At 58.0% G+C, this 25,035-nt stretch carries 16 protein-coding genes; all 16 read right to left on the bottom strand.

Going from position 1 to position 25,035, the window contains the following annotated elements; translation table 11 throughout:
* Nucleotides 1-419 precede the first annotated feature (419 nt).
* The gene (locus tag HMPREF2919_RS04650; RefSeq protein ID WP_070666473.1) at nucleotides 420-1,718 is read right to left on the bottom strand and encodes an AlbA family DNA-binding domain-containing protein; all 1,299 of its coding nucleotides are present in this window, start codon (nucleotides 1,716-1,718) and stop codon (nucleotides 420-422) included.
* Between the two features lie 184 nt (nucleotides 1,719-1,902).
* Entirely contained in the window at nucleotides 1,903-4,968 is a 3,066-nt protein-coding gene (locus HMPREF2919_RS04645; protein ID WP_070666470.1) for a DNA methyltransferase, read from the bottom strand.
* 123 nt (nucleotides 4,969-5,091) lie between these two features.
* Nucleotides 5,092-8,529 (bottom strand): helicase-related protein, encoded by a 3,438-nt coding sequence (locus HMPREF2919_RS04640; RefSeq protein WP_070666467.1) that lies wholly within the window; start codon nucleotides 8,527-8,529, stop codon nucleotides 5,092-5,094.
* Between the two features lie 44 nt (nucleotides 8,530-8,573).
* Nucleotides 8,574-9,797, bottom strand: a complete 1,224-nt coding sequence (locus tag HMPREF2919_RS04635; RefSeq protein ID WP_070666464.1) for a DUF3320 domain-containing protein — start codon at nucleotides 9,795-9,797, stop codon at nucleotides 8,574-8,576.
* A 309-nt stretch (nucleotides 9,798-10,106) separates the two neighbouring features.
* Entirely contained in the window at nucleotides 10,107-12,584 is a 2,478-nt protein-coding gene (locus HMPREF2919_RS04630; RefSeq protein ID WP_070666462.1) for a RelA/SpoT family protein, read from the bottom strand.
* A 281-nt stretch (nucleotides 12,585-12,865) separates the two neighbouring features.
* Nucleotides 12,866-14,086 (bottom strand): protein translocase subunit SecF, encoded by a 1,221-nt coding sequence (secF, locus tag HMPREF2919_RS04625; protein ID WP_070666458.1) that lies wholly within the window; start codon nucleotides 14,084-14,086, stop codon nucleotides 12,866-12,868.
* Nucleotides 14,087-14,088: 2 nt separating this feature from the next.
* On the bottom strand, nucleotides 14,089-15,780 hold the full coding sequence (gene secD, locus HMPREF2919_RS04620; RefSeq protein ID WP_070666456.1) for a protein translocase subunit SecD: 1,692 nt from the start codon (nucleotides 15,778-15,780) through the stop codon (nucleotides 14,089-14,091).
* 99 nt (nucleotides 15,781-15,879) lie between these two features.
* Nucleotides 15,880-16,239, bottom strand: a complete 360-nt coding sequence (gene yajC / locus HMPREF2919_RS04615; RefSeq protein ID WP_049342021.1) for a preprotein translocase subunit YajC — start codon at nucleotides 16,237-16,239, stop codon at nucleotides 15,880-15,882.
* Between the two features lie 366 nt (nucleotides 16,240-16,605).
* Entirely contained in the window at nucleotides 16,606-17,592 is a 987-nt protein-coding gene (ruvB, locus tag HMPREF2919_RS04610) for a Holliday junction branch migration DNA helicase RuvB (RefSeq protein WP_172855776.1), read from the bottom strand.
* Nucleotides 17,593-17,763: 171 nt separating this feature from the next.
* The gene (gene ruvA / locus HMPREF2919_RS04605; RefSeq protein ID WP_005505871.1) at nucleotides 17,764-18,384 is read right to left on the bottom strand and encodes a Holliday junction branch migration protein RuvA; all 621 of its coding nucleotides are present in this window, start codon (nucleotides 18,382-18,384) and stop codon (nucleotides 17,764-17,766) included.
* A gap of 231 nt (nucleotides 18,385-18,615) precedes the next feature.
* On the bottom strand, nucleotides 18,616-19,305 hold the full coding sequence (gene ruvC, locus HMPREF2919_RS04600) for a crossover junction endodeoxyribonuclease RuvC (protein ID WP_049342024.1): 690 nt from the start codon (nucleotides 19,303-19,305) through the stop codon (nucleotides 18,616-18,618).
* 298 nt (nucleotides 19,306-19,603) lie between these two features.
* Nucleotides 19,604-20,362 (bottom strand): YebC/PmpR family DNA-binding transcriptional regulator, encoded by a 759-nt coding sequence (locus HMPREF2919_RS04595; RefSeq protein ID WP_049342025.1) that lies wholly within the window; start codon nucleotides 20,360-20,362, stop codon nucleotides 19,604-19,606.
* Nucleotides 20,363-20,494: 132 nt separating this feature from the next.
* Nucleotides 20,495-21,262 (bottom strand): type 1 glutamine amidotransferase, encoded by a 768-nt coding sequence (locus tag HMPREF2919_RS04590; RefSeq protein WP_049356834.1) that lies wholly within the window; start codon nucleotides 21,260-21,262, stop codon nucleotides 20,495-20,497.
* Nucleotides 21,262-22,545, bottom strand: a complete 1,284-nt coding sequence (locus tag HMPREF2919_RS04585) for a Mur ligase family protein (protein WP_070666452.1) — start codon at nucleotides 22,543-22,545, stop codon at nucleotides 21,262-21,264. Before HMPREF2919_RS04585 ends, HMPREF2919_RS04590 begins: the two co-directional genes overlap by 1 nt.
* 187 nt (nucleotides 22,546-22,732) lie before the next feature.
* Nucleotides 22,733-23,950 (bottom strand): hypothetical protein, encoded by a 1,218-nt coding sequence (locus HMPREF2919_RS04580; RefSeq protein WP_070666449.1) that lies wholly within the window; start codon nucleotides 23,948-23,950, stop codon nucleotides 22,733-22,735.
* A gap of 490 nt (nucleotides 23,951-24,440) precedes the next feature.
* Complete coding sequence (locus tag HMPREF2919_RS04575; protein ID WP_049350129.1) at nucleotides 24,441-25,016, bottom strand: HIT family protein; 576 nt, start codon at nucleotides 25,014-25,016, stop codon at nucleotides 24,441-24,443.
* Nucleotides 25,017-25,035: the final 19 nt, after the last annotated feature.

Raw genomic sequence — 25,035 nt, 5'->3', positions numbered from 1 at the left:
GGCGCCCCCCCCCCCGCCAAACTCCCCCGCCGCACGGAAGATTAGGCGCGGACGGGCTTGCCTCCTGTGTGCCGTTGCCCCGCCTCCCACACACCGTGCGGAAATTCAGTCATGGGTTACGGACTTCGACCATGGGTTAGTGACTTTGGGCTGGGGTTTTACCCCCCACCAAAGTCACTAACTCATGACCGGAAATCGGCGCTGTGCAGAGGGGGTAGATTACACGGCGGGTAGCTGACTGTTTCGATAGGTTACTGTCTTTACTGCGGGTTAAAGACCCACGGCGAAAACACTAACCTATCGAAAGTTCCCCCACCCCTTCCCCCGCTTAACGGCGAAAAGCCACATGTGTTTCGAGAAGCCACCAAAGAAGTGGCTTTTCGAAACACATGTGGCTTCTGGGCGGGATATGAATCCGGCTAAGACTCTTCTCCAGCAATAACCTGCAAGTTCTGAATACCGCCCTGATTCACAATATCCAGAGCCAGAGTACGCAACGGCGGCAGGATATCCTCAATCGGTGCCAGCGGATCAATAAATGTCGACACAGGTTGAAAACGTTTGATTGGTTCAGGTTCGCTTTCAGACATAAAATCCCACGTAAACCTATCATGGGTTCTCAAGACGATTGGGCTATTAGCATTGCCTACCAAACCGACACGAATGTGGAATCCCCCAGAAGTGCGACGCTCTTGTGCATGTTCCCGAAGAAGAGAGAAGAAATCTATTAGTGCCTTCTCTACATCAATAGAGGTGCAACGATTAATTTCTCCAGCTAAATACTGTTCTGAAGTAGATTGCGTGCCCCGTACTCTTTTAAGACAATACCCTCCCGTCAGAGTTCCGTCATCATGTAGGTGTTTACAATATTTAGCAGTTGCTTGCGCAGCATTGCGTAACACCCACCGACGCATTCCTTTGACAATATCTCCGCCACCCCACATAAACAGACCATTTGTTGACACTTTAGGGTCTTTTGGATAATTTCCTAGGAATGAGGTCATGAAGTAGGAATATGCCCACGGGTTGGTATGCTGAATAGCTGTGCCTCTGTCCACTGAACCTGCAGAGATTTTAGTAGTTACAGGAACGGCTGCGATTGCTAGGAATACTCCCTCTTCTGGGTTGAGTGCTTCTGCCGCCTGTTCAAAGTACCCCTGTAGGGTCTTTTCCTGCTCAACGCCACGCTGGAAACGCTCACGGAAACCACGCTCAATATCCCTATCAGTCATGAACACGGTATGAGACCCATTGCGCCGCGGGGCGCGAAAAGCGTCATCACCCTTCCTCGCAAAATGAGGAGCATCCGCTGAATCCGGAACATGCATGAGCACAACATACCCCTCATTAGGATTTTCTCCGCAAGGGATTTTAAAGAATTCGACGCCCACAACCGGCGGACCAATCTTACTGTAGGCTACATTAAGAATTTTCCGTTCATTACCCGCCGCCCACTGGATAGGATTGACTGAGGACGCAGCATTATTCTTACGGTCGTCTCCAATACCAAAAACAATCCAGCCACCACCACTATTCGCCATAGCGGCTATATCCTTTGCGGCTTCTTCACTCCAATTTGGGTCTCTGTTATCGTACACACTCTCTTTCCAATCAAGGTCAGCTGTCTCTTCCACCTTCTCTGCTATGACTTGATTGATATCGTTCATCGTAAGATTCCCAGGTTCCAAGCCCAGGGCGCGGTGAATGGGTGTAAACATTAGAACTCCTTATCAAAAGAGGAAATACCCATAGAATCTGAGTGCTATCCGCCCTCAAACCTCAGTATAGATTCCTCACGAAATTTCTGCCCCTGAATTGGTCAGATTGTGCAGGTATGCGGGAGGGCTGCGTGCCCGCCGAGAATAACTCAGCCAGCACACAGCCCTTCACCTATCGAATCAGCTACTTAGCGGTTCGCCTGCGAGTGCGAGGCTTCTTAGCCGGCTTCGCTGCTTCCTCCGCCGCAGTCAGCTCCTGATAGCGCTCGAAAAGAATCTCCAGGCGCTTCGCTTCAGAAGAACAACGACGAGACGCACCAAAAGCGACATCCACCGCAGAATCCAACTCATCATGAGCCGCACGCAACGCCGGATCCATCGTCGCCAACGAAGCATACATCTTAGCCAGCGACACCGGCTCACCCGCATGCTCCTCAATCGCCTCACGCGCAGCCAACACCTTACGGCCCGCGGCGATAATCTTCTGCCGCTGCTCCTCAGAAATCTGCGGCAACGGAAGGTTATTCCACACCACCGTATTCGAGAACCTCAAGCGAGACTCCAGTTGCCCACCAATAGCACGTTGCCATGCAATAAGCATAGAAGAGGAAAGAAGAGCAAACTGGAAGCCGTCTGAATCTAGGACAGTAAACGTAGCGTTACTAGCAATAGTTTCAGGCATGAAAGGCATCACTGTATAGAACGGCCGTTTCTCAGACACAACAGACGGGATGCACACATACGGTTCTACAGGACGCGCCTTATTCGGACGCATCAGGTGCGGGATATCGCGGTACTTATATGCATCGCCAGTCTTTTTAGCTGTGGAACGATAAACACGATTTTTCTCCACACGAGCGCTCAGTACCGGACTTGAAGCAATTTCCTCCAAAGCATACTCCAGCCACAGGCACCAACGTTTCTTGGCCTTTAGCAATTCATCCGCGCCGACAAAGGGACGGAGATAGCGAGCTGCCACAGGGTCAGCGGCAAATTCTGGGTAGTCTTCCACCTCAACGAGCAGGTTGCCATTGTCCACAGGCATTGTCCCGAAATTTGCATGAGAAATCTGCTTACACAGCGGCGGTTTTGAGTTCAGCCTCTTAGTTACCAAAATATTTAGCTGATCCAACAAATACGCGTTCAAAGCATGCACCCGTTCCCGTTCTACCGTTTGACGGGTAGTCCAGTCATAGTCAAAGACTCGAACAGTTCGGGAATTCTCTGGAGCTACCAAACGAGTAAAGCCCGTAATCACACAGTGCACAGCAGCCTTACCAGCAGCTTCCGATTCCCACGGGAAAGAGCGATACGCAAACTTCAGACGCCAACCGTCACGGAAAAGCGGACCAAAAAGTGCAGGAACCGGTTCCCCTTGGACAATGGAGTTCGTTGCGACAAAGGCGAACTCACCCGGTACCTCGGTCACGCCCAGTGCCTCAGACTGATTCTGCAAGCCCTTCAAGTAACGAGCTGCTTTCACAAACCAGCTCGTTACGAAATCCATAGCATACTCGTACTCATCACCCCATGCAATCATCATGGCTGTCTTTTGTTTGGTGTTCTTGTTCAGCTGCACCTTACCGACAAAGGGCGGATTACCCGCAATATACACGCGCACGCCATTCGCCACATCCTGCGCGGTCACCGGCAGAACCTTTGACCAATCACGGTCCACCTGCTTGCCCGAGGCCTCATCAACCTCGGTCAGGGCATCGCCCTCAAGAATGTGGGCGCTATGAGCCAGAGGAAGACGCACCGGAGCATAACCAAACTCCTCCATCATCTTCTGGTCCATCTGACGCTCCACCAAGAACATAGCGGTACGTGCAATCGACGCGGGCCACGGATCAAGCTCCAGACCATAGAAATTATCGATGGTTACCAGCGGCTCAATCGAGCGGGTGCGCTTACGCACATCCTCACTCACGCCAGCCTTACCCACGACCAGCGAGGTCAACTCGCTCTCATCAATCTGACCCAGATTGCGCAGGCGCACCAGAATATCCAGCTCCAGCTTACGTAGCTCACGGTAAGCAATAATGATGAAGTTACCGCAGCCACACGCAGGATCCATAAAGCGGATATTCGCCAGTTCACGGCGCAGATTACGCAGGCGAGTCGGCTCATCCGACTTATCCACCGCATTCGTGAGCTTATCCCGCAGTTCATCCAAGAACAGCGGGTTCAGGGTCTTCAGCACGTCCTCCTCCGAGGTATAGTGCTCACCCATCTCACGACGAGTTTCCTCATCACGCACCGACTGGAACATCGAACCGAAAATAGCCGGAGAAACCTTCGACCAATCACGCTCCGAAGTCGCCAGCAACTGCTGACGGAACGTCTTCGCCACCGCGCCGCTCATCTCAGCAGGGATCGGCACCGCGTCCGCAAACATGCCGCCATTCACGTACTTAAAGCCAGACAGATACTCCGGAGCATCCGCCACCACAGAAGCACCCGAAGGCTTCTTATTCAGCAAGTCAAAGAGCTCATTCAGGCGCTGCGCAAGATCCGTACCCTCCTGGTGGGTGCCACGAATCATCCGCTCAAACGAGTTTGAATCCTCAGACTCAGACCACATCTGCGTATCATCAGCGAACAGCAAGAATAGCAGGCGCGCCATCACCGTCGAAATCTGCTGCTTATCAGACATGCCAGCCTTCGTCAATGACTCAAAAAGACCCGCCATCTGGTTCGACGCAACATGAGTCTCCTTGAACGTCTCATCGTCAAAACCACAACGCATACGGTCCAAAAGACCCAGAATCGACACGCCATTCGCAATGTCATCAGAGGTCAGATACAGCAGAACGCAACGCTCCAGCAACGCATCAACCTGAATCTCATCGCTGACTAGCAGCTCGTGGCGGGTCAGGCGCGAGGACGAAGCGCTCGGCCAACGCCACACCTGACGCGGCGTAAAACCAACACCCTCCTGCACAAAAATGCACAGGCGGTGCATGCTCAACGCACGCAACGTACGGTCAACCTCAAGCTGCGAAGTGTTCGACGGAATACGGTCCACACGGCACACCCACACCGGAATGCCCGACTGCATCGCCACACACTCCACGTTCAACACGCCAGAAGGAACCAGCGGGTCATCCACCTTCACAGTCTGAAATGAGGAATCTCCCAAATCCGACTCATCCCAGCCCAGAGATTCCCTAAAGAAATCACCCAGGCGACCCTCCACCAGGTACGAACGCGCCTGGTCCAGGTCATCATCAGGCCACACAATAGCCATAAAAATACTCCTTCACAAGAGAACAGTGAACCAACGGTTCACAGAAAAACTACACACAGCCCCGCGGTGCGAGACGCTTCACCACGCCCCGCACCACAGGCCATAGCACCCACCAGGGGCGCACTAACGCACGGGATTCTTACCCTCAAAATCAGGATCCGAAATCGCCAACGAACACACCACACGTGCCATCTGCATATCAGATTCCTTCACCAACAACTCATCATCCTGCTGCATGCGCAACAACGCATCCAGCAAAGAGCGGTTATCCGCCTTACGGCGCAACATACGGCGAAGCTCAGACTCAGCCTGACGACGCAGCGGGTAATGGTACAGCTTATCCAGCACCTTCCGCTCCCGCTCCTCCAGCTCCAAAGTATCCAACGAAGCCGTGCGATCAGCCCCGTAGAAACGGCGGAACACCTGACGGCGCACACCACGCAGATTACCGTGCGTCGTGCCCTCCTGCCGCAAAACATACTGAGTCAGCTTCTGCTGCAGGTCATAATCCTTCGGATCAGTTTCCTGACTCGGAGTCGAATACTCAGCATAGAACAAACCCAGAGCCTTCGCCGGCGGCACCATGCTCTCCTTCGTGCTGTCCGTAGCCGGGTCATACGACCTCACCGCAAACAGGTCAATCTCAGAGTTCGTGCGCACATACGACACCATCAAAGCATTATCATCCGCCGGATGAACAGCCGACTCACCGCGCAACGCACGAGTCGCCAAACGCTTATCCTGCATCTTCATAATCCGCTCAGCATCCTCAGGATACTTCTTCGCAAAATCAGCCCAACGCTCAGCAGCCTCAGACACCGCGTCAATACCCTCTTCATCAGGCTCCGAACTATCCAGATTGCCCGAATAGAAATCCTCAAGAGTACGAGCCGCAGCATCATCAGAAGACATATCAGTAAAGAACGCCTGATCAGCACCAAAAGCCTTAGCGGCAGACTCCAAACGCTCACGAATACGCGAACGCAACTTCAAAGTCCTCTCCACCGTCTGATGCGAAATCAGATACACGTTCACCTCATGATGAACCTGACCCACACGGTCCACACGACCCGCACGCTGAATCAGACGAATAATCGCCCATGGCAAGTCATAGTTCACCACTACATGAGCATCCTGAAGGTTCTGACCCTCAGACAGCACATCGGTCGCTACCAGCACACGCAGCTCAGGACCATTCAGAGCAGGAGCCTCCGCGTCAGATGCCTGCTCCGTCGGCACACGGTTCGACACCGGCGAGAAACGACGAGCATACGAAGCCGGATCATCAGTATCACCAGCCACCGCAGCCACATTCTCAACGCCCAGCTTCTGCAGGCCCTCAGCAATGTAGTACGCAGTGTCCTTATACTCCGTGAACACCAGCACCTTATCATTCGCGTGCTTCTGCTCAATCAAATCACGCAGAGCGTGCAGCTTCGAGTCAGTCTCAACCTGCCACGCGCCAAAGCGCCTCAGCATAGCCTTAATCAGCTCGCTATCATGCTGCAAATCATCACGCAGACGAGACGTAAACACCGTCGAGGAAACCCACTTCGTCTGAGCCGGCGCACTCTGAACCAGGCTCTCATACATCTGCTCCAGGTTTCCGCTCAGGTCCTGAACCTGCAGGCCATCCACAGACTCAAAATCAGCCGCGTCAGAACCCTCCAGGCCCAACTGGTCATCCGAGAAACTACCCGTCGGAACACTCAGCTGATGGTCAATCGCATAAATCCACAGCTCGTTACGAATCAACTGACGAGTCAACGACTGAATAAACGAATAACCCGAAGAGCTCAAACGCTTATACAAGCCCGAAAGCACAAAGCCACGCACATTACCGCGACCCGAACGAGCCGCCTCAATAACCGCCCTATCCTCCGGAGAATGGCGAGCATTCGGGTTGTCATACCCCGAAATGTCATAACGCGGCAGACGCAAATCCCTCAAATCATCAAGGGTCTGGTCATCCTCCATAAAGCGGGCGGGGTCATCAGCCTTAAAACTATGGCTCACCGGCTGCGACACCCAATCCGGGTAATAGAACTTACCCGTCGACAGCTCCAGGTAGCTACGCTCCTTCGTCACCAAACCATCAGGAGAAGTCCACATCTCCGTCGGTGCCTGGCGCTTAGTGTACGCACGAGTACGACGCACCAGATGGTCACTCATCAGCGTGCGCCAATCCTCCGGCTCCTCAGAAATCTCAAAAGCACGCAGGGTCGACAGGTTACCCTCCAGCTTGTCGAACTTCCTCGGGTACTCCTTCAAACCTGCCTCAGGAATGATGCCCAGGTCAGCATCCTCATCAAGATACAGAGCCAACTGCGCCTTCACATCACTAAACGACAGGTTAAAGGGGGTCGCAGTCAGAAGCAGAACACGCGACTCATTACGCGAGACATACTCCTTAATGGCACGCCACACCTGCGTATTCTCATTACGCAGATTATGCGACTCATCACAAATCACCAACTGATAACGCGCCAAATCAGGCAACTCAGCAGCCGCCATCGAATAGCGAACCACCTTACCCACCACGTCATACTCGCTCAGATGCTTATCCCACATCTGCTCCAAGTTCTTCGGGCACAACACCAGAACGCGCATATTCTCTTCGTTCTGCAACATCGACGCCACAGCAATCGCAGTCAAAGTCTTACCCAGACCCACCACGTCACCCAACATCGTGCCACCACGGCGCATCAAACGGCGCGCCAACGTATGAGCAGCCGACTTCTGATAATCCATCAGCATATGCTCCAAACGCGGAGAAAGCGCATACTCCTGCTCACCAAAACGAGCATCCTCAGACAGCTCGTAGCAGACCTTCATATACACGTCATACGGGTCAGCCGGCTCAACCCACGACTGGTCAATCAAATCAATAATCTCGCGGGTAATATCAAACGACGTACGCTCACGCCACAGCTTCTCAAACCAATTCTTCAACTTCGCCGCATGATCCGAATCAGTCAACTCAACATTGAGCTCCAAATTCGTGTGCAAACCCGGACGAGTAAAGTTCGAAGAACCCACAAAACTCATCACCGGATGCATATTGCCCGGCTTCGGAGTGTGCGCAACATACGTCTTACCGTGCAACGCCTGCTTCGTGTACACCTTCATCTGCACACGGCCAGACTCCAAATGCTCCTTCAAAGTCAACAAAGCCTGACGACGCGCAGAACTCGTACCACCGGCCATCAGCTGACCACGCAAATGCTGAACCAGCTCATCACGATAACCCGCACGCTCATCATTCTTCGGCACCAAAGACACCGACTCGCCGCGCATCTCCGCCTGCGCCTCACGATGCATCTGCTCCGTAATCGAACGAGGCACCATACCCAGCAGAATACGAGCCACCGGAGTGCCCGGCTCAAACGGAGCCTGACCAATCTCATCAGCGAACTCATCCCACGCGCTCAAGTTCATATAGCCCGTCGCAATATCCAGACGGTCATAGTACTTCATCGTGCGATGCAGCGCGTCAGCAAGCTTCGCGCCCTTACCTTCCCCCTGCGGAAGGTAACCAAGATTATCGTAAATTTCAGCCATGAAAATAACCTTTACATGTGAGTGATTAAAAAGTGAGTGAAAAACTAGGCAGCCAACAGCGCCTTAGCCAGCTCCAGCTGAGCCTTAACCTTCGCCGTACGACGCTTACGGCCAAAAGTCGCCAACACAGCCGACTCAACATCCTGACCCTCATCCATCAGCTCAGGATTCTGCTCATAAAAGCGCCAAGCATTCGCAATCTCAACCGGACTAATCTGGTCAAACTCGCGCACCGCACCATCAACCGAAGGACGGAACTCGCCATACTCCTCGCGCGGCTCCTCAACATGCCACACGAACTTATGTTCATCCACCTGTAGCTCGGGCATGCGGTCCGCCAAACGGATAATCCAGTCGCGGTTCTTCTTCGCCAAACGGCTCACACCAAAGCACTGCGCCGCCAAAGTAGCCAAACGATCTGCCTGAACCGGACCCTCAGCAGACACAATCTCTTCAAGAGCAGCAGACATCTGATCCTTAGAACGCTTACTGCGCAGCGAATCAAAAATATCGCGGTCACCCAGCGAAATCGGTTCCCACGGCTCAAACGGGTAACGGCCCTCCCCCACCGCAAGACACAGCGGAGGAACCGAGGAATCAGAAGCCGGTGCCGGCTGAGAAGCCGAAGCAGGAGCCACCGTCTGAGCAGGTCGAGAAACCGGTGCAGGACGCGCCGGGCGAGTAAACGCACCACGAGGCGCAGACACCTCAGTCTTCACCTCACGAGCAGTCGACGTAGCTTGGCGGACCTCCTCGTCCAGCTCACGACGAACCTGAGCCGCCTCACCCGCACCAAACAAATCAGCATGCACACGGTCCAGCTGGTCCTCACACCACGCCTTCTGCTCCGGCGCACCCAACGCCTCAAAAAGACGCGCCGCCGAATCGTAGATACGCACCGCATCATTGCGGTCCAAATCAACATAATGCGCGCTCTTATTACGGAAAATACGCAGGTCCTGCGCATAAGTGCGCACCTTGCGAGCGCCGTCAGGTTCAAAAGGGAACTTATTGTTCGGGGGCCCCACAGGTTCAGTAAACATACGAAGCTGAACCTGAAGGTCCTTCGGGTTGTAGAGATCAGGGTGACGGAGGCGGTCACGATTCTCATCATGAATCTTCAAAATGATGGTCCAGCCACGCTCTTCAAGAACCTTCTGAGGCATGAACTCCTTCTGAGCCAACAACTCAGTCAGCAGAGGGTCAAGCTCACGGCTCAGATAGTACAGGCACGAGGAAATGTGAGCGTTTGCCTTTTCAATAGACATATAAAAACCATTTCGTTGTATGTGTAGCGGCGACCATTGCCACCACATTCATTATGCCCAATGAGAACGACCTGTGCGTACTGGTTCGTCATTATGGAACCCAACCCGCTTAACCGCGAAAAGCCACATGTGTTTCGAGAAGCCACCAAAGAAGTGGCTTTTCGAAACACATGTGGCTTCTCAACGTAAAGACCAGAAAATAGAAATCCGGCCCGTCTACTCCATCAAGAGTAGCGGGCCGAACGGTTAACTCCAGAGTACAAAAACCAGCACCCCAAAATCAACACATGAAGGATATTTCTAAAGAGCCTACGCCTCCGAGGGCTTCGCGCCAGTCAGGCGGTACGCCTTGTACACGCCCGTCACATTACGGACCACGTTCAGCACGTGCTCCAGCATGAAGCGGTCACCCAGCTCCAGGGCGAAGCGGTCCACCACGGTGCGATCCTCCGAGGTGTGCACGCGCGCATCCAGGATGTTCACGCCCGACTCAGAAATTGCACGGATCAGGTCGCTCAGCAGGCCCTTACGGTCCAGTGCCTCCACCTGAATCTGCACACGGTACGTAGCGGTCGGCGAAGACGCCCACTCGACCGTGGTCACGCGCGGCTCCTCGTCAGCGTTACGCATGTTCGGGCAGTCGCGACGGTGCACCGAAATGCCGTTGTAGCGGGTCACAATGCCGATAATGTCATCCGGCGGGACCGGGGTGCAGCAGCGCGCAATCTTCGTCAGCACACCCTCAGCACCCGGCACAATCACGCCGTTATCGCCAATCGCCTTGCGGGTCGACTTCAGCAGCGTCTCGTCAAAGTCGCTGACCTCAACCTCGGGTGCCGGCTCGTCGCCGCGGTGCACCTCAACGAGGGTGTCAATGACCTGCTTCGGCGCGATCTCGTGCTCACCAATCGCACGGTACAGCGACGCCACATCGTTCTTGTGCAGCAGCTGAGCCACCTGAGTCATAATCTCCGGGCTCATCATCTTCTGCAGCGGCAGCTCACTGTTGCGCATGCTCTTGGTGAGCATCTCGCGGCCGGCGAGCAGCGCCTCCAGGCGGCGTTCCTTCGCGAAGTACTGGCGGATCTTTGTGCGAGCGCGTGAGGAGCGAACGAACTTCAGCCAGTCCTCGCTGGGTCCGGCGTCTTCGTTCTTCGTGGTCATAATCTCCACGGTCGCGCCGGTGGGCAGGACCGTGTGTAGCGGCACGAGGCGGCCGTTGACCTTCGCGCCGACCGTGCGGTCGCCGACTTCACTGTGGATGGCGTAGGCGAAGTCCACGGGGGTGGAGCCGTTGGGCAGGGCGATTGCCTCGCCGTTGGGGGTGAGTACCACGATTTCGTCGGTGTCGAGGGTGTCCGCGAGCGACTCGTAGAACTTCTCCGACTCCGGGTTGGAGTTCGAAATCTCGGCAATGGACTGCAGGATGCCGACGTTCATCATCGCCGAGGTCTGGGTGCCCGGCTCCTTCGGGTCCTTCACAGGCGCGCCGCCACGAGCTGCGACCTTCTCGCCGCGCGACGCCGCCTTGTAGCGCCAGTGCGCAGCCACACCGTACTCAGCTTCTTCGTGCATCTTGTAGGTGCGGATCTGAATCTCAAGCGGCAGGTTGCCCGGACCGTACACGGTCAGGTGCAGCGACTGGTAGTTGTTGTTCTTCGGGTTCTTAATGTAGTCCTTGAAGCGGCCGGTCATCGACGGCCACAGGGACAGCACGTGGCCGAGCACGGTGTAGCACTCCGCCTCTTCCTCGACCATGATGCGTACGGCGAGGATGTCGTTAATCTCGTCGAAGCTGCGGCCCTTCGTCTTCATCTTCTGATGAATCGAGTAGTAGTGCTTGGGGCGGCCCGTCACGGTCGCGTCGATGCCCACCTCTTTCAGGCGGTCCGTAATCTTGGTGCGCGCCTCGTTCAGGAACTTTTCGAGGGCGGGGGTGCGTTCGCCAACCATGCGCACCATTTCGGCGTAAATTTCCGGGCTCATGGCGGCGAAGGACAGGTCCTCCAGCTCCCACTTGATCGTGTTCAGGCCCAGGCGGTGCGCGAGCGGCGCGTAAATTTTCAGGGTCTCTTCTGCCTTCTTCGCGGCGGAAGCCTGCGGCACGAAACGCCAGGTGCGGGCGTTGTGCAGGCGGTCGGCAAGCTTGATGAGCAGCACGCGGATGTCCTTGCTCATGGACAGCACGAGCTTACGAATCGTCTCAATGGAGGCGTTCTCGCCGTAGGTCATCTTGTCCAGCTTGGTCACGCCGTCGACCAGGTAGGCGACCTCTTCACCGAACTCTTCGGTGAGCTGCTCCATCGTGTAGTCGGTGTCTTCCACGGTGTCGTGCAGCAGGCCGGCGGCGAGCACGGGGCCGGTCGCGCCCATCTCCGCAAGAATCGCGGTCACAGCGACAGGGTGCGTGATGTACGGGTCACCGCTCTTACGCTTCTGACCCTCGTGGCAGCGGTTCGCCACCTCGTAGGCGCGCTGCAGCACCTGGATGTCTTCATCCGGGTGGTAGCGGCGCACGGCACGCACGACCGGCGCAATCATCGGGGAGAAACGGATGGTGCCGCCGTGCGAATCGGACGCCTCCATCGTGCTGCTGCGGCTACCGAAGACGAGGCGGTTCGGCACACGTCCGCCAGCAGCCATGACGCGGTGCGAGCCGCGTTTCTTCTTTGCGTCAGACGAATCAGTTTCAGGCAGAGGAATCGGGCCAGCGGGCCGAACCGCGGGCTTCTCGGCGGTCCCTGCAGGGTTCTCAGCGTTGGTGTTCACGGCAGGTTCTGCACTCATTCCAGGCTCCTTCGGACTCAAGATAATCAGCCGCACACTCAGGTTCCTCATCGTTGAGGGCTATACCGGCCAAACCAGCCATCAGCAGGCTCAAACGCGAGCGCACAGTATCTTCACTTCTTATCCTACCCAGCGGTCTGGAACGCGCCAAACTATGCGACGTTTTAACACACCAGAGCGCGTTGTTTAGGAAATAATCGGGCACGCTAAAGGGGAGCCGACACCTTTCGGTATCGACTCCCCTATCGTTAGTAACGCCAGTAGCGCTGGCGGAACGTTGGCTAACCGTTCAGGTTCACGCGGTGAATCTCAATGGTTGCACGTGCCGGCTTCTTAGCGGGCTTCTCGGTTGCCTTCTCGGCTGCGTTGTCCGCATCGGTCGCCTCGTCGGCAGAATCCTTAGATTCCTCAGCAGACTTGCTGGACTTCTCAGACTTAGCAGCCTTCTCAGCCTCGGCGGGCTCCTCCGAAGAGTCACCCTCAGCCTCGTCAGCATCCTCAGCGTCCTTGAAGCTGCCGCTCTCCACCTTCGCGGTGTGCTCACGAATCTGGGGCTCGCCCAAACGCAGCGAAGCATACAGCGGCGCAGACACGAACAGCGTACCGAACATGCCCACCAGAATACCCACGAATAGCGACAGGGACAGGTCCTGCAGAGTACCCGCACCCAGGATGAACGCACCAATGAACAGGATCGCGCCCACCGGCAGAACACCCACAATAGCGGTGTTAATCGAACGGACCAGAGTCTGGTTCACCGCCAGGTTAATCTGCTCGGCAAAGGTCGTGTCGCGGCGTTCCAGCACATCCTCGGTGTTCTCACGGATCTTATCAAACACCACCACCGAGTCGTACAGCGAGTAGCTCAGAATCGTCAAGAAACCAATAATTGCACTCGGAGTGATCTCGAAGCCGAACGCGGCGTACAGGCCAACCGTCACCACCACGGTGAAGAACAGGCCCGCAATAGACGCCAGCGACATCTTCCAGGTGCGGAAGTAGAACGCCATACCAATCAGCGCAAGCACCACAAACGCGACCAGACCCCAGAACGCCTGACGGGTCACATCCGCACCCCAGGTCGGGCCCACAAACGAAGAGGTCACGTCATTCTCAGAGACGCCGTAACCCTCCTGCAGAGCCGCCTTCACCTGCAAAGTCTCATCATCGCTGAGCTTGCTCATCTGGGCACGAATCGTACCCGGCGCAATATTGGTCACGCGAACATCCGAAGCGTCCTTCGCCTTCTCGTGAATAATGCGCTCACCCGTAGCAGTATCAACGTGCGCAGTCTTCGAGACCACGAACTCCGAACCGCCACGGAAATCAATACCCAGGTTGAAGCCGCCACCAACAGCCGGAATCAGAACCGAAACCGCCATCAGCACAGCCGCAAGCAGTAGCCACAGGCGGCGCTTACCCACGAAGGGGTACGAGCGGGCACCCGAATGCAGGTCATTACCGAAGCGGGCAAAAGCATTAGGTTTCACATCGGTAGCCATGCTTAGCTCTCCTTCTTCTCATCAGAAGCAGACTCGTCAGCCTCAGCGGCAGCACGCTCTGCACGGCGACGCTCAGCAATGCTCAACTGCTTCTCCTCCGGGCTGCGGAGGCGACCGGCACCACGGTACAGCGGCGTAGCGCCCAGCGACTCAGGCGACAAGCCCGAGTGGCGGTGACCCTCACCGAAGTAGCGGGTATTCGCCAGCAGAGTCAGCATCGGGTGGGTGAACAGGTACACGACCACAAGGTCAGCAATCGCAGTCAAACCAAGGGTGAACGCGAAGCCCTTCACCGAACCGACCGACACCACGTACAGCACCACAGCAGCCAGCAGGTTCACAGCCTTCGACGCCAAAATAGTGCGGGATGCACGCTGCCAACCGTGGTTCACCGCCGACGGGATCGTGCGGCCCGCACGGATCTCATCACGGATACGCTCGAAGTAGACGATGAACGAGTCAGCCGTAGCACCAATCGCCACAATCAGACCCGCCACACCAGCCAGGGACAGGCGGTAGTTCAACGCCCAACCCAGCAGCACAATCGCCTCATACGAGATGATGCCAGCCACAACCAGCGACATCATCGTGACAAAGCCCAACAGACGGTACTGGAACAGCGAGTACACGAACACCAGCAGCAGACCAATCAGGCCGGTCAGCAGACCCACACGCAGCTGCTCCGAACCCAGGGTCGCAGAAATCTGCTGCTCCGACTGGATCGTGAAGCTAATCGGCAGGGCACCGTACTTGAGCTGATCGGCGAGAGCCTTCGCCTCCTGCTCGGTGAAGTTACCGGTAATCTGCGGCTTACCGTCAGAAATCACAGCCTGCGACACCGGGGAAGACAGCACCTTGCCGTCCAGCAGAATCGCGAAGCGGGCACGCGGATCATTTGCGTTCTGTGCACGAATCGCGTTCAGGCGAGAAGTAATGTTCTGGAACTTCTCACGAGCCTCATCGTTGAACTGAATGTTCACAGCCCAACGGCCCGTAGTCACGCCCTGACCGGTCGTCTCCTGCGAGTGGCTTGCGGTAGAAATATCGCTACCGCTCAGCTCCACAGGACCCAGAATGTACTTCTCCTGACCGTCAGTGGAACACGCCACCATCGGCTTAGTCGGGTCCGCACTATCGGCGTCCTCATTACGTGCCGCGGTGCAGTCCTTCGCCTCGTACTGCTTGTACAGGTCTGCAGTAATCCAGTTACGGTCCGAACCATCAGTCGGCTCCGCGGACGGCTTGGGCAGCTTATCGTCCGCAGTGCGGGCATCCTCAGCCACCGCAGTACCGGCACCAGAAAGCAGCACCGGGCGGAACGTCATATTTGCAGACGCCTGAATCAGCTGACGAGTCTCAGCGCTAATCGTTCCGGGAACCGAAACAACCACGTTATTACCCGAGCCGAAGGAGGTGGTAACCTCCGCCTCCGAAACGCCGGCACCATCAACGCGCTGACGAATAATCTCAACCGCCTGGTTCAACTGCTCCTGGGAGACGTTCTCATCCGAAGAGCCGTTAACCTTCGGAGAAAGAATCATCTGAGTACCACCCGAAAGGTCCAGGGCGAGCTTCGGCGCCCAAGAACCTCCCGAATAGGTGGTGCCGAAAATACCGGCAGCCATAACAACCATGAGCAGGACCATCGAGAGGAGCGCCCCTCGCGCGGCTGCAAGCGGTGAACGCTTAGCCATAATGTTCCTTCTTCGTGTGAATAGTATTGAGTGTTCTACAGATTCCGTAACGCGAAAACCCGACGCCGCTCACTGGGCGCCGGGCTCATACGCTCTGAATTACTTAGCAGTATCAGAAGAGGTATCGGAAGCGGGAGCTTCGGATGCGGTAGCCTCGTACACGTCCTCGGTCAGGGGCGCCGCGGGGGCTTCCTCCTCGACGACGGCCATAATCGCGTTCAGTGCCAGGGTGATAACAACACCGTCCGCAATCTGAAGCTGCAGCTTGTTGTTCTCAAGGTCAGTGCTGACAACGGTGCCGTAGATGCCGGAACCAGTCATCACCTGGGTGCCGGGGACGAGAGACTGCTGCATTGCGCGCAGTTCCTCCATCTGCTTACGCTGACGCTTCTGGGCGGAGAACATCATCCATGCCAGCAGCGCCATCATGGCAATCATAATCAGGAGGTTAAAATCCATGGTCTCACTTTCACATCCGCACCCGTGCCGCTCACCGCGAGGGTTGAGCGTACCAGAAGGTGTGGAATCGTAGATACAGTACGTATCCATCCTACGCGAGAGCATGAGCTTTAGCGCCCCGAACCAGCGTTTTTGTGAGGTTAACCTGAGTTTTGGACTCTCTCGGCGTAATTTTATGTCGCCGACAGAGCCGGGCAGAGCTCGATGGAGCCTGCAGAACCGGTAGAAGAGCTTGCCGCGCCTGCAGAAGAACTACCGCCCCTGCAGAAGAGATACCGGGGGCACAGAGAAGCCCGCGGGAGGTTACTGCCTCCTACGGGCTACTACAGTGTTATCAGCTGGTGCCGACCTAAAGCTGATACGGATCTAGAGCTGAATCTCCGGCGCTTCCAAGCCGAGGTGCTCCCATGCCGCAGGCAGAGCCACACGACCGCGCGGGGTGCGACCAATCAGGCCCTCACGCACCAGGTACGGTTCGGCAACCGTCTCCACGGTCTCCGTCTCTTCACCCACCGCAATGGCGAGGGTGGACAGACCGACCGGGCCGCCGCCGAACTTGTGAATCAGCGCCTCCAGCACGGCACGGTCCAGACGGTCCAGGCCGCGCGAATCCACCTCGTACATGTCCAGGGCGGTTGCGGCATCGGTCGCATTGATGCGGTCCACACCGTTGACCAGTGCCCAGTCACGCACACGACGCAGCAGGCGGTTCGCAATACGCGGCGTGCCGCGGGAACGACCGGCAATCTCGGTGAAACCCTCGGAGGTAATCTGCATATCCATCAGACCAGCGCTACGGCGCAGCACCAGCTCCAGCTCCTCCACCGAATAGAACTCCAGGTGACCGGTAAAACCGAAACGGTCACGCAGAGGACCGGGCAGTAGACCCGCACGGGTCGTCGCACCCACCAGGGTGAACTGCGGCAGCTCCAACGGAATGGAGGTCGCACCCGCACCCTTACCGACCACAATGTCCACACGGAAATCTTCCATCGCCATGTAGAGCATTTCCTCAGCCGGGCGGCTCATACGGTGAATCTCATCCAGGAACAAAACCTCACCGGGAGTCAGCGAAGACAGAATCGCCGCCAAATCACCCGAATGCTGAATCGCCGGGCCGGAGGTGATGCGCAGCGGCGCCTCCATCTCTGCCGCAATAATCATCGCGAGAGTGGTCTTACCCAGACCGGGAGGGCCCGACAGCAGCACATGGTCGGCGCTACGGCCACGCATCTTCGAAGCCTCCAACACCAGGGACAGCTGCTGACGCACGCGGCGCTGACCCACAAAGTCGTCCAGGGACTTAGGGCGCAGTGCCGCCTCAATCATCTTCTCTTCAGGCTCTTCTTCCATCGCCACCAGGCGCTGGGCGGGAGCTGAAGACGCCTGAGTGCCGGGCACCTGACCGGGAAAATACCCGCCGGAAACCAGGGACGCCGCGGGCTGCGGCTCATAGGGATTCTGGCTCATAGAATTCTTCTTTCACAAAAGTTTGAGTGGGATACATCGAACAGGGCGCGCCGCTTAGTGGCGGCCCACCGTGTTCTGAGTACCCAAGGATGCGAGCACACCGCGCAGAGCCACACCCACCGGCTCAGTCTCTGCGGCAGGGTTGTGCTGCACGTAAGCGTCAATAGCGGCGGAAGCGTCCTTCTCACTCCAGCCCAAGGAGGTGAGAGCGTCAAGCACCTGCGGCTTCCAGACAATGCCCTGGCTCAGCGGCAGCTCATCGGTCTGGCCATCGCTGAGAATCAGCTTACCGGCAAGCTCCAGCACAATACGGCGGGCACCCTTCGGGCCAATACCGGGAACCTTCGTGAACGCCTTATCGTCACCGGTCGCCACGGCGCGCTCCACCTCAGCGGCAGTGTGAACACTCAACACCGCCAGCGCAATACGCGGACCAATACCGGAAACCGAAAGCATCATGTCAAACACTTCACGCTCGGCAGGCTCCGAAAAACCGTACAGAGTCATCGACTCTTCACGCACAATCATGGTGGTCAGCACGGTAGCCTCCTCACCCGTGCGCAACTTGGAGAGAGTACGCGCGGTAGCGTACACGAGCATGCCAAAACCGTTCACGTTAATCACCGCATGATCAAGGCCCACCTGAGCCACACGACCGGTCAGGGATGCAATCATTTCTCTCCACCTTTCAACACCGCGCCTAGGAATGAGGCTCGCGGCAGTGTGAGGGCACCGGGAACTCCGGCACCCGCAGAACGCACTCCCCCAGTTCAACGGGGAGACACTACAAGTATATTAGAATATTTCTTCTGAAATCAAGCATATATTCGAACTTCTTAGCGAATACATGCGAGCCAACAGGAGACGGCACACAGGCCCGCGAAGGCACCTCTAGCGGCGGCACCTCTAGCGGCGAGCACGCGCCTCCGCCTCCATCCAGGCACGCTGCGCCGGAGTCAACGACCCGCCACGAGGCGCCTGCGCCGGGCGTGAGCCCTGGTGAGTCTGCGTCTGAGCGGACATATTAATGCCCGAACCAATGCCGCCGCCACGCCAACCGTGACAAATCGCAATCGCCAGGGCATCGGCAGCATCGGCAGGCTTCGGCATGGAATCCAGCCCCAAAATACGGGTCACCATACGACCCACCGACGCCTTATCGGCGCGGCCGCTACCGGTCACCGCCGCCTTCACCTCCGAAGGGGTATGGAAGAACACTGGCACGCCGCGCATCGCCGCTGCAGAAATCACCGCGCCCGAAGCGTGCGCCGTACCAATCACCGTGTTCACCTGCTCCTGAGCGAAGATACGCTCAATCGCCAGGGCATCCGGCTTATAGGTGTCCAGCCAGTGGGAGGCGGCGTTGAAAATCCAGAGAATACGCTGGTCCAGGGACTCCGCCGGGATTGTGCCGGCAACACCCACGTTCACGAAGTGCGCCTTACGGTCGGCGGTCATATCGAGCATGGAGAAGCCGCAGCGGGTCAGACCCGGGTCAACACCCATGATGCGGGTCGCACCCGGCACACGTTCCACAGCGGCGGCGGTACGGTTCTCGCGCATGCTATCGCGTGCGGCAGGTTGAGCGGCGGCCATCATCTCCCCTTTCGACAAACTCCCTATAGAATCTCTAGATTCTAGCCCTTCAGAATCCTAGCACCCGGCACTGGGGTGTGCCACGAGCACGGTCGCTACAAGAGCAGTCACTACAAGCACGGTCACCGCGAGAACAGTCACCGCGTGCCCCGCGAAAAGTACCCAGCGCCTCCCCAAAATGCGGTATCGCAGGCAATACAGCCCAAACGCTAAGAAGCCACTCCCCCAACCAGCCACCCTACGGCGGCTCGGTTAAAGGAGCGGCTTCTTCAAGCATCAGATATCAGAATCCGAGTGATTACTCAGCTTCCAGCTCTGCCATAACCTCGTCAGAGACGTTAGCGTTCGAGTAGACGTTCTGAACGTCGTCGAGCTCTTCAATAGCGTCTGCCAGCTTCAGGAACTTCTTGGCGCCCTCGGCGTCCAGGTCGACCTGCATGGTCGGGCGGAAGACCGGGTCGTCGTTGTTGTACTCCAGGCCAGCCTCGTCCAGTGCCTTACGGATCTCGGGCAGGTCGGTCGCTGCGGAAACAACGGTGAAAATATCGCCCTCGTCCAGAACCTCTTCGGCACCTGCATCCAGAACAGCCATCAGAACGTCGTCCTCGGTCAGACCGTCGGTCTTGGTGACCTCAGCAACGCCCTTACGCTCGAACAGGAACGCAACCGAACCCTGGTCAGCCATGGTGCCGCCGTTACGGGTCACAGCCAGGCGAACCTCAGACGCTGCACGGTTACGGTTATCGGTCAGACACTCGATGTACAGGGCGGTACCCTGCGGGCCGCGTGCCTCGTACATAATCTCGGTGTAGTCGATGGTCTCACCGGTCAGGCCGGCGCCACGCTTGATAGCGCGGTCGATGTTGTCGTTGGGGACGGAGTTCTTCTTCGCCTTCGACACAGCAAGGTCAAGAGCGGGGTTACCGGCGATATCGGCGCCACCCATACGTGCCGCAACCTCAATAGCCTTAATGAACTTCGCGAAAGCCTTCGCGCGCTTAGCGTCGATAGCAGCCTTCTTGTGCTTAGTAGTCGCCCATTTAGAGTGACCCGACATTCGTATCTCCCTTAGTCAAAACCTCCGTGCGGGCACGGCGAAACGTCCCACGCACCGTACTGTACTCACATAACTATACCGTAGCGGAGGCGCACACCACCTCAGAAAGTGCACGCCACCGCCAGGAATAGGCTAGCGGGGGCGGGACGCAGCCGAAGCGCGCGCCTTCTCCACCAGCGAGTCGTCAATCGTGTTCGGCGTGAACTCGCCAAACTTACGCTTAGCCGCCTGCTCAATCAGGTAGTCCGAAATCTTCGGGTTCTTCGGCAGCAGCGAACCGTGCAGGTAGGTGCCAATCACGTTGTGCACGCGCGCACCCTCATACGCATCGGTCACGTTGTTACCCTCACCCTTGGTGACGGTAGCCAGCGGGGTGCAGCCGGGGCCCAGGTAGGTCAGGCCCGAGTGGTTCTCAAAACCAATCACGGTGCCGAACTCCTCAGACTCCTCAACAATGTTGCCAATCAGGCGGTCATCGCCGCCGACCGTATGCGCATCAAAAATGCCGATACCCTTCAGCACCTCACCCTCACGGGTGCGAAACTCCTTGCCGAACAGCTGGTACAGGCCACAAATGACGAGCATCGGTACGCCAGCCTCAGCCAGCGAGCGCAGCGTGTCACCGTTAGCGTGCAGGTCGTCCTGAATCACGGACTGGCCGGAGTCCTGGCCGCCGCCACCCAGAATAATGTCAACATCTTCCGGGAAGGGCTGGCCGGGGTTGTGGTCCAGAATCTGCACGTCGAAGCCGTGTGCCTGCGCGCGGCGGGCCAGCGCCAGGGTGTTGCCCCAGTCGCCGTAGATGTTCATGTCCAGCGGGTAGAGCTGCACGATGCGCAGCGTCTTGCCGTTGTTCGGGCCGGGCGCCGGGGTGCCCTCAAAAGTGTGGGTTGCCGTCATTATGAGACCTTCTCAACGTCGGTAATCTTTGCCAGCTCTTCACGCAGGGCCAGCATGGCGGTGTAGGTGCAGAAGATGCGCATGGGGGCATCCCCGCTGGAGGCGATGAACTGCTTGAGCGCATCGGCCAGGTTCTCGTCGACCTCGCCGACCTTCACGCCGTCGTGCTCCAGGCGCAGCGCCATGTCCCAGGCGCGCACGCCCGAGACCATCTGCACGCCGGTGCCGCGCAGGCCGTCGAAGTCAACATCCCACAGCCAGGACACGTCGCGACCGTCAGCGTACTGGTCGTTAATCGTAATCATGGTGGCGTAGTCGTCAGCGTTTGCGCTCGCCAGGGACAGGCGGAAGCCGCTGGGGTTCTTCACGAGCAGCAGTTGCAGCGGGCGGCCGTTCACGTTCAGGGTCTCACCGCGTCCGAAGGCGGGAGTAATCTTCGCCAACTCTGCGATGAGCTTATCTTCATTGAGCTTATCGCCCATGACCGCGCGGGTCAGGGCCATAGCGCCGGCGGCGTTGAAGATGTTGTAAATGCCGTAGAGGTTGATCTCGCCGACTCGCTCCACACCCGCCAGGTCGAAGGTTGCGGAGGTGCCGGAGAACGCGGTCAGGGTGACGTCTGCCTCGGGCAGGGTTGCCTTCGCGACGGTTCCGCCGCGCATCTCATCGTCCGAAGGGAAGTACGAGCGAAGGGACTCGGCCAGACCGTAGTAGTTGACCTTCACGCCCGGCTGCACGTTCTCAGCGAGGGAGCGGATGCGCGGGTCCTCGCGGTTGAGCACCACGGTGTTGGTGGTTGCGGCGGCCACGGTCGCGAGCATGCGGCGGGTCGTGTCAATCTCGCCGAAGCGGTCCAGCTGGTCGCGCAGAACGTTCAGCAGTAGCGCATAGTCGGGCTTGACGGCCTTGACGAAGTGCACGGCGTGCGCCTCGTCGAGCTCCAGCACGGCGATGTCGGCCTCAAGCTTGCCGCCGAGGGTCATCTCGCCCAGCAGTGCCGCAGCGACACCGCGCACAAAGTTCGAACCGGTGCGGTTAGTGAAAACCTTCAGACCCTGAGCTTCAAGCAGCTGCACAGCCATCTTCGTGGTGGTGGTCTTACCGTTCGTGCCGGAGACAACAACCACGCCGTAGGGCAGCTTCGCGAGCTCTTCAGCAACGAAGTCGGGGTGCAATTTTTCCATGACAAGGCCGGGGAAGGCGGAGCCGCCGCCGCGAAGCTTAGTCGCGGCGCGTACGCCCTGGCCGAGAAGACGAATGAGGGGTTTGGACATGCTTACCATTTTAGTACACGCACGCCAGCGGCTGAATGGCCCGCCGGGCTCGTTCGCTCATGCCGGACGGGGCGGGGTTACTGGGGTTTTGGTGCGGGGTTTGGTTCGGGCGGGGTGGGGTTTGGTGCGGGGCTCCGGCTAGGGCGAAGCGCCGGGGGTATTAGAACAGCGAGCCCGCTTAGAAGAGCAAGCCCGCTTAGAACAGAGAACCCTGCACCCTCACCCGCGTGAACTCCTGCGCCGGCTCCACCAGCACATTCCGCCACGCGGCAGTATTCACCAGGAACGCCGCGTCAGCATCGCCGGTGTGGGCGCTCAAAAACTGACCCGCCGCGCCCGTGCAGAAGAAGCCAGCCGCCCCGCTCTCAGTACCGGAACCACCCAGACCAGATTCACAGGGCGCCAGCGGTTCGGGCGATTGCGCGCGCAGAGCCGCATACGGGCGGTTCATGGCAAGCGACGGAATCCACGGCTCATCCAGGGCGGTGAGCGGCACCTCCGGCTCGGTGCGCGCCAGTTCGGCGAGCGCTTCGCGGGCGCGGGCAACCGCCTCCTGGTGGGCAGAGCGAAGCTGCGCGCCAGGCAACGGGTTCGTCCAGGCGCGGTACTTGCTCGCTACCTGCTTGACCTGCGGAATCTTCGCGAGGGCGGTCACGGCGTCTTCGGCGCGGCGAATGGCAAGGCCGTCGGGTGCGAGCGCAATGTAGGTGGCGGTGGCGACCGCCTGCTCGTCCAGGCGGCGCGGGGTCGAATGCAGGGAGCTCGTGCCGACCTTGTGCGTGCCGTCGGGGAAGGTCGCGATGTAGAGGCGATGCTCCAGCATGGCGTAGGCGCGCATGGATTCGGTGAGCGTTCCGGGGTACAGGTGCGCACTGTGCAGGGCGGTAAATTCGTCGCGGGCGGTGCAGCGCGGGCACTGCTGGCCACGCTGGATGCGGGCACCTTCGGGACAGGGTACGCGGCGGATTCCCGCGGATTCGGGGGCGGCGTCATTGCTCGTACCGGTGGTGTAGCCGGCGCAGTAGCGGTAGAGTTCCCCCTCGCTATCACGCGGAATACGCAACCCCAGGTAGGCGCCAGGGGTCAGCGGAATCTGGATGCGAACCCCGCTCGGAACGCCACGCTGCGCGGGGCTGCTTTCCTGATTAGGGGTGCTCTCCCCTGTCATATGAGGTGCCCCTGCCGCTTGAGATGCCCGGTGATGAGCTCCTTCCGCAACCCCGCCGGGCACGACCGGTTCCACCTCAATGAGCGGGCGGCGGTTGGACCAGCGGATCTGCCTCCAGATGAGTAGCTGCGGTGCGCCTGCAGAATCACCGGCGGCGGCATCATGACCGGCACCAGCATTATTACCGGCGGCGGGCGCAGCAGCAAACTCGTCGAAAGCAGTCTCAAGCAGGTTGGGGTAGTCCATAGCATTCCACTCTAGCGGGTCTGGCGGGTTCTTTCTCGAGGGGTGCGGCGCATCCTGGCGCAACGTCCCCGAGGGGCAAAAGCAGCGCCCTCGAAATGCAAAAGAGGCCAGCGTCCTTCACGCTGATCCGCACCCCCGCAGTGTTGCCGTGCGTTCACGCACGACGGGGTGGGTTCTCAGCTGAGGCGCTGACCTCTGTGGTTGAGGCAGGGCGCTTACCCTGCCAAGCCCGAAAGCGATCGGTGACCGCTATTTTTCGGTGAGCTATGCGGTGTCTCTGGAAGCCGGAAGCTTCCCAACAGCGTCGCTGCATTTAAAACTTTGCCATATCCAATGTACATAACATCATTCAAATACGCATCGACTGCCTAATCTGCGCATTTATGACGCAGAATTTCTATGCACTAGCTGGCAAATTGAAGCAATTAGTGCAAAATTTCAAAATCACCAAGCCGCTCAGCCGGACTATCTGACGGATGAACCACGCCATCTAGCTGAGGCGGGCAAACCCCTCCGCAATAGCCACACGCATATCGTCCAGCGTGCGGGACATAGTCTTGGTGTGAGCGATAATCGGCAGGAAATTCGTATCCCCACTCCAGCGCGGCAGAATGTGCTGATGCAGGTGATCAGCAATGCCCGCACCGCCCACCTTGCCCTGATTAATGCCAATGTTGAAGCCGTCATTATGCGACACCTCGCGCAGAACCTTCATGGCGAGCTGCGTCAGCTGCGCAATCTCCATGGTTTCTGCCTCGGTCGCATCATCGTAGAACGGGATGTGGCGGTACGGGCAGACCAGCAGGTGACCGGGGTTGTACGGGTAGAGGTTGAGAATCACGAAGGCATGCTCGCCGCGATGCACAATCAGCGACTCTTCGTCACTGCGGCTGGGCGCGGTGCAGAAGGGGCAGGTCTTCTCGGTGTAGTCCTTCTGGCCACCGCTCACGTAGGCGGTGCGGTGAGGGGTCCACAGGCGCTGGAACTGGTCCGGTGCGCTGGGTAGCTCGAAGGAATCCTGCACCGAGGCTGCGGTGCCATGCTCGGGGGTCGTGTTCTCGCTCATAGTCCCATTCTATAGCCCG

The sequence above is a fragment of the Rothia sp. HMSC068E02 genome, from assembly GCF_001813565.1.
Taxonomy (GTDB): Bacteria; Actinomycetota; Actinomycetes; order Actinomycetales; family Micrococcaceae; genus Rothia.
This window is presented reverse-complemented; position numbering and strand designations above follow the sequence as displayed.

What these genes read in the sequence shown, in the direction of transcription:
- HMPREF2919_RS04635 (WP_070666464.1), bottom strand. Translation starts at nt 9,797, where the DNA reads ATGTCTATTGAAAAGGCAAACGCTCACATTTCCTCGTGCCTGTACTAT.
- HMPREF2919_RS04595 (WP_049342025.1), bottom strand. Translation starts at nt 20,362, where the DNA reads ATGTCGGGTCACTCTAAATGGGCGACTACTAAGCACAAGAAGGCTGCT.
- ruvB (WP_172855776.1), bottom strand. Translation starts at nt 17,592, where the DNA reads ATGGAAGAAGAGCCTGAAGAGAAGATGATTGAGGCGGCACTGCGCCCT.
- HMPREF2919_RS04590 (WP_049356834.1), bottom strand. Translation starts at nt 21,262, where the DNA reads ATGACGGCAACCCACACTTTTGAGGGCACCCCGGCGCCCGGCCCGAAC.
- secD (WP_070666456.1), bottom strand. Translation starts at nt 15,780, where the DNA reads ATGGCTAAGCGTTCACCGCTTGCAGCCGCGCGAGGGGCGCTCCTCTCG.
- secF (WP_070666458.1), bottom strand. Translation starts at nt 14,086, where the DNA reads ATGGCTACCGATGTGAAACCTAATGCTTTTGCCCGCTTCGGTAATGAC.
- yajC (WP_049342021.1), bottom strand. Translation starts at nt 16,239, where the DNA reads ATGGATTTTAACCTCCTGATTATGATTGCCATGATGGCGCTGCTGGCA.
- HMPREF2919_RS04645 (WP_070666470.1), bottom strand. Translation starts at nt 4,968, where the DNA reads ATGGCTATTGTGTGGCCTGATGATGACCTGGACCAGGCGCGTTCGTAC.
- ruvA (WP_005505871.1), bottom strand. Translation starts at nt 18,384, where the DNA reads ATGATTGCATCCCTGACCGGTCGTGTGGCTCAGGTGGGCCTTGATCAT.
- HMPREF2919_RS04640 (WP_070666467.1), bottom strand. Translation starts at nt 8,529, where the DNA reads ATGGCTGAAATTTACGATAATCTTGGTTACCTTCCGCAGGGGGAAGGT.
- HMPREF2919_RS04585 (WP_070666452.1), bottom strand. Translation starts at nt 22,545, where the DNA reads ATGGTAAGCATGTCCAAACCCCTCATTCGTCTTCTCGGCCAGGGCGTA.
- HMPREF2919_RS04650 (WP_070666473.1), bottom strand. Translation starts at nt 1,718, where the DNA reads ATGTTTACACCCATTCACCGCGCCCTGGGCTTGGAACCTGGGAATCTT.
- HMPREF2919_RS04580 (WP_070666449.1), bottom strand. Translation starts at nt 23,950, where the DNA reads ATGGACTACCCCAACCTGCTTGAGACTGCTTTCGACGAGTTTGCTGCT.
- HMPREF2919_RS04575 (WP_049350129.1), bottom strand. Translation starts at nt 25,016, where the DNA reads ATGAGCGAGAACACGACCCCCGAGCATGGCACCGCAGCCTCGGTGCAG.
- HMPREF2919_RS04630 (WP_070666462.1), bottom strand. Translation starts at nt 12,584, where the DNA reads ATGAGTGCAGAACCTGCCGTGAACACCAACGCTGAGAACCCTGCAGGG.
- ruvC (WP_049342024.1), bottom strand. Translation starts at nt 19,305, where the DNA reads ATGGCCGCCGCTCAACCTGCCGCACGCGATAGCATGCGCGAGAACCGT.